The following is a 12482-nucleotide window of genomic DNA, read 5'->3' on the forward strand; positions in this document are numbered from 1 at the left end:
CCCTTTTTTTCAGGCAGACTCTTCCGATCGTCCACGCAAAGGAACTCCGAACATGTTGCGAAGCATCCTGGCGGTACTGATCGGCATCCTGGTCATGGGCATCACGGTCGCGGCCGTCCAGTGGCTGGGGCACTCGCTATACCCGCCGCCGGCCGGGCTGGATCCGAGTGACCCCGTAGCCTTGGCTACGCTGGTTTCGCAGATGCCGGCGATGGCGCTGGGCATGGTGCTGATTGCCTATGCCTTCGGCACCTTCCTGGGTGCGTTTACGGCGACGACCATCAGCCTGGGCCACAAACCCGGCGTCGCCATCGTTATCGGCGTGGTGATGCTGGCAATGGTGGCCATGAACCTGCTCCTGATCCCGCATCCGATGTGGATGGTGGTGGCCGGCCTGCTTATTCCCCTGCCGGTTGCCTTGCTGGCCTGGCGGATCGCACGCTGAGCCAGGCGCCGAGCAACAGCAGCGCCACCGCGATCGCCTGCGTCCAGTGCGGTCGCGCCTGGCCGAAGACCAACAGCAGAAAAGTAGAGAGCACCGGCGCAGCGTAGGACAGCGTGCCGAGCACGGCGATGTCGCCGCGCTTGGTGCCGATGTCCCAGAGCCAGAAGGCAATGCCGGTCGGCCCCAGGCCGATCAGCAGTACCAGCGCCGCCTGGCCTGGGGTCGGCCAAACCGTAGTTTCGAAGGCCGCGTGCGCCATGGCACCCAGCCCGGCAACGACCAGACACGAACCCGCCATGGCCGCGCTGGGTACTGTCTCGAAGCGCCGATTGAGCACTGAATACAGCGACCACACCAGCGCTGCGCCCAAGGCCGCGGCGTAGCCGGGAACATGTGCGGGATCGACCAGAACCCGGCCCCCGCGAGTCACCAGCAGCACCGCCGCGGCCAGCCCCAGCAGCGTGCCGAGCCACTGGCCGGGTCGAATCCGGTGACCGCCCAAGCCCGCGGCAAACACCACGATCAACAGTGGCCAGAGGTAGTTGATCAGGTTGGCTTCCACCGCAGGCGCATTTTTCAGGGCGATGAAGTAGAGACCGTGGTAGCCGAACAGCGCCGCGATACCGAGCGCGCCGGCAGCCACCGGCTGGCGCAGGGCGGCCAGGCCCGGGCCACCCGGCCGCAGCAAAAATGCGCAGCCGGCCAGCCCGGCGACGCCGAAGCCCATCGCCAGCAGCTGGAACGGCGGGATGCCACCGGTCGCGCCGGTGAGCACGGCCAGCGAAGACCACAGCAGCACCGCCGCGAAGCCCGCGAGGGTGGCGCGCCCCGGCGTCATATGGCGCGCAACTCCGTGTCGCCCAGTCCGACATCACCGGTGGCCGAATCGTAGATGGCCTGATCGAGCAGGCCCGTTTCCTTGGCCACCAGCACCGGCACCAGGATCTGACCGGTCACATTGGTCATGGTCCGCATCATGTCGAGCACGCGGTCGATGGCGACCAGGTAGCCGATGCCTTCCAGCGGCAGGCCGGCCGAACTGAGCACCACCGTGGCCATCACCATCGCGGTGCCGGGCACGCCGGCGGTGCCGAAACTGCCGAGCACCGACGCGAGCAGGATCACGAAGTACTGCGAGCCGCTGAGTTCGATGCCGAAATACTGCGCCACGAACATCGCCGTCAGGGTCGGGAAGATCGCGCCACAGCCGTCCATCTTGATGCTGGCGCCCAAGGGCACGGCGAACGCGGCGTATCCCTGCTTCACGCCGAGCGCGTGGGTCGCCGCGCGCAGCGAGGCCGGCAGCGCCGCGAAACTCGACGATGCTACGAAGGCGACCTGCATCGCCGGCAGCGCACCGCGCAGGAAGCGCAGCGGGTTCAGCCCATGCGCCAGCAGTAGGCCGCCATAGACGAAAACGATATGCAGCGCGCAGGCCAGGTACAACGCCAGCACGAATCCGCCCAGCGGCAGCAGGCGCTCAAAACCGTAGCTGCCCACCAGCGCCGCGATCAGGCCGAAGGTGCCAATCGGGGTGACCTCGAGCACGAAGCGGGTGACCTGGATCATCACCTCGCTCGCCTCACCGGCCAGAACACGCAGGCGCGCGGTTTTCTCGCCCAGCTTCACCAGCGCGAAACCGACCAGGCCGGCGAAGAAGATCACCTGCAGGATCTTGCCGTCCGCCAGCGCAGTGAACGGATTGGCGGGCACCACGTCCAGCAGCACGGCGACCGGGCCCGGCACCACTTTTTCCACATAGGTTTCGGCGACAGCCAGCTCGCCCAGACCCAGGCCCGGCTGCATCACCCCGCCCACGGCCAGCGCCACGCCCACCGCCAGGGCGGCCGTGACCGCGAACCAGGCGAAGGTGCGCCCGCCCAGGGCCGCCACCGACTGCTGCCCATGCAGGCTGGCGACGGCATGGATGACCGCGAAGAACACCAGCGGCGTCGCGATCATCTTGATCAGGGTGACATACAGGGTGCCGAGGGGCTGGAACCAGGTCGCCGCCTGCTCGCCCAGGGCCCAACCGGCCAGGGCGCCCAGCACGAAGCCGGCGAGCACGCGCTGCCAGAAGGGAATGCGGAACCAGCGGGAAACCAGTGACATCGTGGTACCAGTGAAATCGTTGATGAACGATATAGTGAGGCCGCCCCGGGGCATTCCATCGCTTCATGATTGGAAACGCAGTGTTGCGGGCGATAATGTCGACCTGCCCTGGAGCCCTTCATGACCCTGATCCTGTTTCTCGCTGGCCTGGCCCTTCTGATCGTTGGCGCCGACATGCTTGTTCGCGGCGCGTCCCGCCTGTCCCTGTCGCTGGGCATTGCGCCTCTGGTCGTGGGCCTGACCGTGGTGGCCTTCGGTACCAGCGCGCCGGAACTGGCGGTCTCGGTGAAGGGCGCGCTGGACGGCCAGACCGACATCGCACTGGGCAACGTGGTCGGCAGCAACATCCTCAACGTGCTCTTCGTGCTGGGCATCTCGGCGCTGCTGGCGCCGCTGGTGGTGGACCGCCAGCTGATCCGGCAGGAAGTCCCCATCCTGATCGGGCTCAGCCTCCTGGTCGGCGCCATGGCACTGGACCTGCGGCTTTCCTTCGCCGAGGGCGCCGTGCTGGTGGGGCTGATGGTGGGCTACACCCTGCTGCTCTACTTCCAGGGCAAGCGTGCACCGGCCGCCGAAGTCGTCGACGACCTGCTGCCGACGGCGCCCGGACTGCTGTCAAAACTCCCAGTGCAGCTGCTGCTGGTGGCCGTCGGCCTGGCCATGCTGGTGCTCGGATCGCAGTGGCTGGTGGATGCCGCCACGGTGTTTGCCACCCTGCTGGGCGTCAGCCCGTTGGTCATCGGCCTGACCATCGTGTCCTTCGGCACCTCGCTGCCGGAGATCGCCACCTCGGTCATCGCCGCCCTGCGCGGCGAGCGCGAAATCGCGGTCGGCAACGTGCTCGGCAGCTGCATCTTCAATCTGGTGGCCGTGCTGGGCATCAGTTCGATGGTGGCCGATGGCGGCCTGATCGTGCCGGCCTCGCTGCTGGCGTTCGACCTTCCGGTGATGATCGCCGTCGCGGTGGCCTGTCTGCCGGTGCTGTTCACCGGGCACCTGATCGCCCGCTGGGAGGGCGCGGTGTTCCTGGCCTACTACATCGCCTATGCGACCTATCTGGTGCTCTACGCCCAGGCCCACGACGCGCTGGATGAATACAGCTTCGTGATGGGCTCGGTGGTGATCCCGCTGACGGCGATCACCCTGGTGGCCGTGGTCTGGCGCGAGCTGCACCGGCAGCGTCGCGCCTGAGCCTCAGAACGGTTTGAAGTAAACCAGCCACAGGATCGGCACCAGCAGCACCAAGGGCACTTCATTGAACCAACGCAGCGTCGTCGGCGACGGCAGTGGCGCACCGGTGGCGGCGCGCTTGATCCAGCGTCCGGTCACGATGAAATGCGCCAGCATCAGGCCGACCAAGGTCAGCTTGGCGTGCATCCAGCCGCCGGCGATGCCGAAGTGCATCCACAGCGTCAGCCCCAGCAGCAGCGCGATACCGAACATCACGTGGCCGAAGCGATACAGGCGGCGGCCCATCAGCGCCAGTCGCGCACGTACAGCGGGCTCGGCGCCGGCTTCAGCCAGGTTCACCAGAATGCGCGGCAGGTAGAACACCGTCGCCATCCAGGCGATGACGAACAGCAGGTGGAACAGTTTGGTCCAAAGGTAGGCCATGGGTGCTTTGTCTCGTCTTGATCAGTGGAAGGGTCAGCGGCAGGCCGGGCGACGACCGGCGCTGCGCGCCTGTTCGTAGACCGGCATCAGGCCCGGCGCCGCAGCAGCCAGCGTCTGGATGCGGCGTGCCGGGTCGGGATGGGTGGACAGCCAGGCCGGCGCGCGACCGCTGCCGGCCTGCTTGGCCATGTTCTCCCATAGCGCAGCGGCGGCGCGCGGGTCGAAACCGGCGCTGGCCATGTAGCGCTGGCCGAGCACGTCGGCTTCGCTCTCATGCTGGCGCGAAAACGGCAGTGCGATACCGGCCTGGGCGCCGAGCCCGAGCAGGCCCATCAGCTGCTGGCGCTCGCCGCCGGTGGCGGTATTGAGCACCTGCAGCGCGGTGTCGGTAGCGAACTGGTTGGACACGCGCTCGGCCGCATGGCGGGACGTGACGTGGCCCAGCTCATGGCCGATCACGGACGCCAGCTGATCCTGGTTGGCAGCGACCTTGAGCAGCCCGGTATGCACACCGATCTTGCCGCCCGGCAGGGCGAAGGCATTGGCGCTGGCATCGTCTATCAGCACCACTTCCCACGACTGGCTGCGCGCCGGTTCGGGCAACTGGGCGATGAGGGCCCGGGCCACGCAGTTCACGTAGCGGGACGCGGACGCGTCGCGCGCGACCTTGCCGCTGGACTTGATCTGGGTGAAGGCGGTCGTGCCCATGCGGTCCATGTCGGCATCGCTGACCAGGATCAGCTGGGACCGGCCCGTGGGGGTCGTAGTGCAGGCCGCGGCGAGGCCGAGGGTCAGCAGGGCAGCGAGTTTCGCTGGACGCAGGCGCATGGGGCTCTCCAATGGTCAGACCGGGGCCCATCATTGGCGCATCGCCCCGAAGCCGCAAGCCAGTTGCGGTTCAGGTGCCTGAAGCGCCGCTAAGGTATAATCTCGCGCCTTCTTCGTGTCCGTGGTGTGCCGGTATGCGAAGTCTTCCCGATGCAATCGGACCCAGACCTACGGACTCCCCATGACCGCCCAGACGACCGAGGCGCCCAGCGCGCCGATGCAATTCCGCGAACTCGCCCTCAGCGAGCCCCTGATCAAGGTACTGGGCGAGCTCGGCTACGAGACGCCCTCCCCGATCCAGGCCGCGACCATCCCGCACCTGCTGGGCGGCCGCGACGTGCTGGGCCAGGCCCAGACCGGCACCGGCAAGACCGCCGCGTTCGCGCTGCCGATCCTTTCCCAGATCGACCTGTCGCAGACCAAGCCCCAGGCCCTGGTGCTGGCGCCCACCCGCGAGCTGGGCATCCAGGTCGCCGAGGCATTCCAGCGCTACGCCACCCACATGCCGGGCTTCCACGTGCTGCCGATCTACGGTGGCCAGAGCTACGGCCCGCAGCTGCAGGCGCTGCGCCGCGGCGTGCACGTCGTGGTGGGCACCCCCGGCCGCATCATCGATCATCTTGAGAAGGGCTCGCTCGATCTGTCCCTGCTCAAGAACCTGGTGCTGGACGAAGCCGACGAAATGCTGCGCATGGGCTTCATCGACGACGTCGAGGCGATCCTCAAGAAGATGCCGGCCGTTCGCCAGACCGCGCTGTTCTCGGCGACCATGCCGCACGCGATTCGCCGCATCGCCCAGACCTATCTCAAGGACCCGGTGGAAGTGACCATCGAGGCCAAGACCCGCACCGCCGACAACATCCGCCAGCGCAGCTGGGAAGTCAGCGGCATGCACAAGCTCGACGCGCTCACCCGGATCCTCGAGGCCGAGCCCTTCGACGCGATGATCGTTTTCGCGCGCACCAAGCTCGCCACCGACGAACTGGCCGAGAAGCTGCAGGCAAGGGGCTTTGCGGCCGCCGCCATCAACGGTGACGTGGTCCAGGCCCAGCGCGAGCGCACGATCCAGCAGCTCAAGGACGGCAAGATCGACATCCTGGTGGCCACCGACGTGGCCGCCCGCGGCCTCGACGTCGAGCGCATCAGCCACGTGCTCAACTACGACGTGCCGCACGACACCGAAAGCTACGTGCACCGCATTGGCCGCACCGGCCGCGCCGGCCGCAGCGGCGAGGCGATCCTGTTCATCGCTCCGCGCGAAAGGAACCTGCTGCGCGCGATCGAGCGCGCCACCCGGCAGCCGATCACGCCGATGGAGCTGCCGACCGTCGCCGACGTCAACGACGTGCGCAAATCCAAGTTCAAGCAGCAGATCAGCGATACGCTCGCCGCCGGCGAGCTGGTCGAATTCCGCAAGCTGATCGAAGACTTCGAGCGCGAGAAGAACATCCCGGCCATCGAGATCGCCGCCGCCCTGGCCAAGATGGCCCGTGGCGACGTGCCGCTGTTGATGGAGCCGCCCAAGTTCGAAGCCAAGAAGCGCGCCTTTGATCGCGACGTGGCGGCGGCGACCGACAAATTTGCCCGTCCCTCGCGCTTCGACAAGCCCGAGCGCGGCGAGCGGCCGGCGCGTGCCGAGCGCCCGGAGCGCCCGGCCTTCGCCAAGAAGCAGCGCGAGCCGCGTACGCCCGACGAGGGCAAGGCCACCTTCCGCATCGAAGTCGGCTACGACCATGGCGTGAAGCCGGGCAACATCGTCGGCGCCATCGCCAACGAGGCCGGGCTGGACGCCAAGCACATCGGCCGCATCGAGATCTTCGAGGACCACACCCTGCTCGACCTGCCCGACGGCATGCCGGGCGACGTGATGACCCACCTCAAGACGGTCTGGTGCGCCGGCCAGCAGCTGCGCATCACCCGCGACGGCGAGACGCCGGATACGGCCGGCAAGTCGGCAGGCAAGCCGGGCTTCGGCAAGAAGCCCTTCGCCGGCGGCAAGAAGGAGTTTGGTCCGCGCAAGTTCGGCGGCGACAAGCCGGCCTTCAAGAAGCCGCACCGCAAGGGCCCGTCGAACGACTGAGCCCGCGCAGGCGGATCAAAGCAAACGCCCGGCATCGCCGGGCGTTTCGCGTTTCAGGCCCCGGGGATCACGGTCGCCGGGCCCAGCGTCTTCTGCAGCAGCGGCAGGTGCGGGCGCAGCAGGGCGGCATTGTGCTTGGCCGCCGCATCATCCTGGCCGCCGGCACCCGGCAGCGGCAGCCCACCCGGCAGCCCGGGTATGCCGGGCAGGCCCGGCATGGACTCCAGGTCCACCAGTTGGCGCATCGCGACCAGTGACTGACGGCGTACCCAGGCATATTCGTCGCGCGACATGCCCACTTCGTTGACGCCCTTGGCCTGGGCTGCACGCAGGCGCGACAGCAGGCCGGACAGCTCGCGGTAGGCCGTGCCCACGTCGGCCAGCGAGGTTTCCGCGGCGCCGGAAGAGCGCTCTTCGGCGGCCGCCTGGGTGCGCTGTGCCAGCACCGCCAGGTCAGGCCCCAGCTCACGCGCCACCACCGACTGCACCTTTACGAAGTCATCCACCTGCGCCTGGCTCATGCGGCCATCGTCGGGCGCTTCGAACGGAGCGCGATTGACGATGTCATCGCCCAGGTCCACGGCGCTGACCCAGGCCGTGGCGCCCTCGACGCCGGCCTGCCACATCGGCCGCAGCACGAACCACCAGGCCAGGCCCAGGCCCACCACCAACACCAGCACCACGACCAGACAACCGGTCAGAATCTTCTTGGCAGCCACGTAATACTCCTTCTCAGCCCACGGACCGGCGGCGACGGCGCAGCAGCGCGCGGACTGCCCAGCCCATCACCAGCAGCAACACCGCGAACGGCAGCACCGCTACCACTACCGTCACCAGCACGGCGACGCTGGCGTCGAGCACCGACAGTGAGCTGCGCAGCGCCTCGCCCACGTCCGAGCTTGCCGCCGTCACTTGCGACGACTCGAAGCGCAGCGTCAGCAGGTTCGTGCGCAGGCGCCGCTGCTGCTGCGCGGCCTCCTGCTCGGACGCCTGCAGCTCGGCTTCGATCTGGGCCAGCTGGTTGCTAAGCGCGATCAGGTCTTCGGCCTTGATATCGCGTCGCGACAGGAATTCACTCAGGCGCTCGTGCTGGATGCGCAGCCGCTGCTGCCGCAGTCCGTTGTCGCGAACGGCGTCGGCGAGGTCCTCGGCCTGGGTACTGCGCTGGGCCAGCTCTCCGCCCTCGGCGGCCATGGCCACCAATGGCTCCACAGCCTTGGGCTCGGCGCGCATCTGCAGCAGGCCGCCCGGCCACTGGCCGCTGCTCTGCTGCTCGCCCAGCACGGTACACGTGCCGTAGCGCGCCGCCATGCAGGCCGTTCGCACCTCAGCCACGCGCCCGGCGATGTCGCCGGCGGACATGCGCACGCTGGCCTCGTGGGCATAGGCCAGGAAATTGCCAGGCGCATTGGCCTGTCCGACCAGGCCATCGGCCGCCACCGATGCGGGGGCCATTGCCGACTCCTGCGACGACTGGTCGGCACAGCCAGTGACGACGGTCGCCAACAGCATCGCACTCATCCACGTACTGATCCGCCGCATGCCAGGCCCCTGTTGCAAGTAAGTTGCGCCAGATTAGCCGACTTGCTGACGGTCCGGGACCCGGCGCGGCTATTATTGCCGGCACATGACTCCGCTCCGCGCATCCTTCGACCAAGGCGCCCCGTGACATCACCTGCTGCCATCGACGTGCTGGTGATCGGCGGCGGCGCCGCGGGCCTTTACTGCGCGCTCACGGCCGGACGCCGGGGGCGGCGCGTGCGCGTGATCGAGCACGCCAACCGCTGCGGCAAGAAGATCCTGATGTCAGGCGGCGGTCGCTGCAATTTCACCAATACCGGCACCACGCCGGCGAACTTCCTGTCGGCCAATCCGCATTTCTGCAAGTCGGCGCTGGCGCGATACCGGCCCGAACAGTTCATCGCGATGGTGGACGCGCACGGCATTGCCTGGCACGAAAAGGAACTTGGCCAGCTGTTCTGCGACGACTCGTCGAAGCAGATCGTGGCGATGCTGCTGGCCGAATGTGCGCAGGCCGGCGTCCGGGTGGATGTCTCGTGCTCGGTGGAGTCCATCGCGGCTGGCGACGAAGGCGGCTTCATCGTGGCCACCACGCAGGGTGTTTTCCGTGCGGAATCTGTCGTGGTCGCCACCGGCGGCCTTTCGATTCCCAGCATGGGCGCCACCGGCTTCGGCTATACGCTGGCCCGCCAGTTCGGCCACGAAGTGCTGCCCACGCGCGCCGGCTTGGTGCCGTTGACGTTGAGTGGAAAGCACCAGGCGCACTATGCCGAGCTCGCGGGCGTGGCGGTGCCGGTGGAAGCAAGCTGCGGCGACGCCCGGTTCCGCAACGCCATGCTCATCACCCACCGGGGGCTGAGCGGCCCCAGCATCCTGCAGGTGTCTTCGTACTGGGAGCCTGGCAAGGAATTGCTGCTGGACCTGCTGCCGGGACGCGACATCGAAGCCTGGCTGCTTGAACGCCAGGCCGCCAAGCCTGCGGCCGAGCTCAAGACGGTGCTGGGCGAAGTGTTCCCGCAACGCTTCGCCCAGCGCCTGTGCGAGGTCTGGTTCGAAAACCGGCCGATGCGCCAATACACCCATCGGCAGCTGCCGGACATGGCGCGCCAACTGGCCCACTGGCCCATCGTCGCCAGCGGCACCGAAGGCTATCGCACCGCCGAAGTCACCCTGGGCGGCGTGGACACCCGCGGCGTTTCTTCATCCACGATGGAGTCGCAGCGCGTTCCGGGGCTTTTCTTCGTCGGGGAGGTGCTCGACGTCACCGGCTGGCTCGGCGGCTACAACTTCCAGTGGGCCTGGGCCAGCGGCCATGCGGCAGGCAGCGTCGCCTGAATGGCGAGATCTGGTCGGTTTTCGCGTTGAACCTTGCAGACCCCCTACCCCAGGAGCTACCGCATGTCCCGATACCCGCGCCGCACCGCTACATCCGCGCTCGCCCTGCTTTGCCTGGCCACTGGCCTTGCACATGCCCAGGCGCCGGCCCGGGAGCAGGCCATCATCGTGCTGGACGCCTCCGGCTCGATGTGGGGGCAGATTGACGGCAAGCCCAAGCTGCAGATCGCCCGCGACACGCTGGCCACGGTGCTCAAGGACATGCCCGCGAACATGGAGCTGGGCCTGATCGCCTACGGCCACCGTGAAAAGGGCAACTGCGACGACATCGAGCTGGTCGTGCCAGTAGCAGCCGGCAGCGGTGCCGACATCGCCGCCGCCGCGGCAAGCATGAAATTCATGGGCATGACCCCGCTATCGGCTGCGGTCGCCCAGGCCGCGAGCGAGCTTCGCTCCACTGAGCAAAAAGCCACCGTGATCCTGATCACCGACGGCCTCGAAACCTGCAAGGCCGACCCTTGCGCGCTCGGCAGGGAGCTTGAGGCGTCCGGCGTGGACTTCACCGCGCACGTGGTGGGCTTCGGGCTCAGCGCCGAAGAAGGCAAGCAGGTCGCCTGCCTGGCCGAGAACACCGGCGGCCGCTACATCGCCGCCAATGACGCAGACTCCCTGGCTGCCGCACTGAACGAAACCGTGGTCGAAGCCCCGCCGGCGGTCGTCGTGCCGGAGGCCACGCTCGAGGCGCCCGAGAGCGTGCCGATGTCCTCGCGCTTCCTCGTCACCTGGACCGGCCCCGCGGAACAGTACGACGACGTGCAGATATTCGACCCGAAAGGACGCGCTGGCAGTGATCAGGTCATAGACAGCGCGCGCATCCCTTCCGACGAGCGCTTCGAGCAAAAGCAGGTGGAACTGGTCGCTCCGGCGAAGCCCGGTGACTACGTGCTGCGCTACTACCACGGCGCCCAGGCCAAGGTTATCGCCACCCGTCCGATCACCGTCATCGAGGCGGAGGTTACGCTCGATGCTCCGGCCGAAGTGAGCATCGCCAGTCGCTTTGACGTCACCTGGACCGGTCCGGGCGAGCAGTACGACGACGTGCGGATCTGGAACCGGCGAGACAACGCCGGCCGCGGCGGGGTCGTGGACGGCCAGCGCGTGCAGAGTGCGCCCGGCTTCGAGCAGCGGCAGGTCAGCCTGAACGCACCGGCGGTGCCGGGCGACTACGAACTGCAGTACTACAACGGCGACAATAGCGCGGTGCTGGCCACCGTTGCGCTCAAGGTCGTCGATGCCGAAGTGATGCTGGAGGCACCGGAGCAGGTGGACATGGCATCCAGCTTCACCGTCACTTGGACGGGTCCGGGTGCGGCCTACGACGAAGTGCAGGTGTGGAACCCTCGTGCCGAAGCAGGACGCGGCGCGACGCTCGACACCCAGCGCGTGCAAAGTGACGAAGGCTTCGACCAGCGCCAGGTCAGCCTGACCGCGCCGGCTACGCCGGGGGACTACGAGCTGCGTTACTACAACGGCGACAACCGCAAGGTGCTGGCAACGGTCCCGCTGCTGGTGGTCGAAGTCGAAGTAGCCTTGGATGCCCCCGCTTCGGTGCCCATGGCCTCCGATTTCAGCGTCACCTGGACGGGTCCGGGTGCGGCCTATGACGAAGTGCAGGTGTGGAACCCTCGTGCCGAAGCAGGACGCGGCGCGACGCTCGACACCCAGCGCGTGCAAAGTGACGAAGGCTTCGACCAGCGCCAGGTAACGATGACCGCGCCAGCCACACCGGGCGACTACGAGCTGCGCTACTACAATGGCGACAGCAGGAAGCTGCTGGCGACCGTCCCGCTGCAGGTGGCCGCCATCGACGTGGCGCTGGATGCCCCCGCCTCGGTGCCCATGGCCTCCGTTTTCAGCGTCACCTGGACCGGTCCGGGCGCAGCCTACGACGAAGTGCAGGTGTGGAACCCGCGCGCCCAGGCCGGACGTGGCGCCTCGCTCGACACCCAGCGTGTGCAAAGTGACAAAGGCTACGACCAGCGCCAGGTGACGATGACCGCGCCGGCCACGCCGGGCGACTATCTGCTTCGTTACTGGAATGGCACCAGCCGCGTGCTGCTGCACGAGCAGCCGCTGGCCGTCACGGCGGTTCCCGTTGGCCTGGATGCCCCGGCTCGCGCCGGCGCCGGCACCGCACTGGTGGTCACCTGGACCGGGCCTGGCGCGGCCTATGACGAGGTGCAGGTCTGGAATCCGCGTGCCCAGGCCGGACGCGGCGAAGTCGTGACCAGCGGGCGCGTGCAGAGCCAGCCGACCTACGAACAGCGCCAGGTCAGCCTGACGCTGCCCAAGGTTCCGGGCGAATACGCGCTGCGCTACTGGAACGGCCAAGACCGGATCCTGCTGCACACGCAGCCGCTCACGGTCGAATAAGGCCGTTCCCGGGGACGCATAAGGCCTGGTCGGTGCTTGCCGACCAGGCTCCGGCCTCCCCGCGCGTGGCCCGCGGCGGTCGTTTTCGGGCATACTTCGGCATCACATACGCAC

General features: G+C 67.8%; 11 protein-coding genes. 5 read left to right on the plus strand and 6 right to left on the minus strand.

All coding sequences use genetic code 11. The features are described 5' to 3' along the window. The first annotated feature begins 52 nt into the window (after positions 1–52). A complete protein-coding gene (locus tag ACYVGY_RS05340) occupies positions 53–445 on the plus strand; it encodes a hypothetical protein (RefSeq protein ID WP_460456433.1) in 393 nt (130 codons plus the stop codon). Here the strand turns inward: ACYVGY_RS05340 and yddG are convergent. Together yddG and ACYVGY_RS05350 are read right to left on the minus strand one after the other, a co-directional pair. Next, positions 399–1283 (minus strand): aromatic amino acid exporter YddG, encoded by an 885-nt coding sequence (yddG, locus tag ACYVGY_RS05345; RefSeq protein ID WP_460456434.1) that lies wholly within the window; start codon positions 1281–1283, stop codon positions 399–401. The two genes, ACYVGY_RS05340 and yddG, sit on opposite strands and share 47 nt — an antisense overlap. Beyond that, entirely contained in the window at positions 1280–2557 is a 1278-nt protein-coding gene (locus ACYVGY_RS05350) for a dicarboxylate/amino acid:cation symporter (protein ID WP_460456435.1), read from the minus strand. Before ACYVGY_RS05350 ends, yddG begins: the two co-directional genes overlap by 4 nt. A 120-nt stretch (positions 2558–2677) precedes the next feature. Between ACYVGY_RS05350 and ACYVGY_RS05355 the strand changes: the two genes are divergently transcribed. Further along, positions 2678–3748, plus strand: coding sequence for a calcium/sodium antiporter (locus tag ACYVGY_RS05355; protein ID WP_460456436.1), 1071 nt, complete (start codon positions 2678–2680; stop codon positions 3746–3748). Positions 3749–3751: 3 nt separating this feature from the next. Here ACYVGY_RS05355 and ACYVGY_RS05360 read toward each other — a convergent pair whose 3' ends face one another. Together ACYVGY_RS05360 and ACYVGY_RS05365 are read right to left on the minus strand one after the other, a co-directional pair. Then, positions 3752–4171 carry a CopD family protein gene (locus ACYVGY_RS05360; RefSeq protein ID WP_460456437.1) on the minus strand — a complete coding sequence of 140 codons (420 nt, stop codon included), beginning with the start codon at positions 4169–4171 and terminating at the stop codon, positions 3752–3754. Positions 4172–4204: 33 nt separating this feature from the next. Continuing rightward, positions 4205–4999: a M48 family metallopeptidase gene (locus tag ACYVGY_RS05365; RefSeq protein WP_460456438.1), complete on the minus strand. Its 795-nt coding sequence runs from the start codon at positions 4997–4999 to the stop codon at positions 4205–4207. A 181-nt stretch (positions 5000–5180) separates the two neighbouring features. Between ACYVGY_RS05365 and ACYVGY_RS05370 the strand changes: the two genes are divergently transcribed. After that, on the plus strand, positions 5181–7079 hold the full coding sequence (locus tag ACYVGY_RS05370) for a DEAD/DEAH box helicase (protein ID WP_460456439.1): 1899 nt from the start codon (positions 5181–5183) through the stop codon (positions 7077–7079). 53 nt (positions 7080–7132) lie between these two features. On the opposite strand, the gene ACYVGY_RS05375 is transcribed toward ACYVGY_RS05370, so the two are convergent. Beyond that, on the minus strand, positions 7133–7798 hold the full coding sequence (locus tag ACYVGY_RS05375) for a hypothetical protein (RefSeq protein ID WP_460456440.1): 666 nt from the start codon (positions 7796–7798) through the stop codon (positions 7133–7135). Positions 7799–7811: 13 nt separating this feature from the next. Then, positions 7812–8600: a DUF4349 domain-containing protein gene (locus ACYVGY_RS05380; protein WP_460456441.1), complete on the minus strand. Its 789-nt coding sequence runs from the start codon at positions 8598–8600 to the stop codon at positions 7812–7814. A 144-nt stretch (positions 8601–8744) separates the two neighbouring features. Here ACYVGY_RS05380 and ACYVGY_RS05385 point away from each other — a divergent pair, with 144 nt between their 5' ends. Further along, positions 8745–9935, plus strand: coding sequence for a BaiN/RdsA family NAD(P)/FAD-dependent oxidoreductase (locus tag ACYVGY_RS05385; RefSeq protein ID WP_460456442.1), 1191 nt, complete (start codon positions 8745–8747; stop codon positions 9933–9935). Between the two features lie 63 nt (positions 9936–9998). Continuing rightward, a complete protein-coding gene (locus tag ACYVGY_RS05390) occupies positions 9999–12368 on the plus strand; it encodes a vWA domain-containing protein (RefSeq protein ID WP_460456443.1) in 2370 nt (789 codons plus the stop codon). Positions 12369–12482: the final 114 nt, after the last annotated feature.

Source organism: Arenimonas alkanexedens (assembly GCF_054781355.1).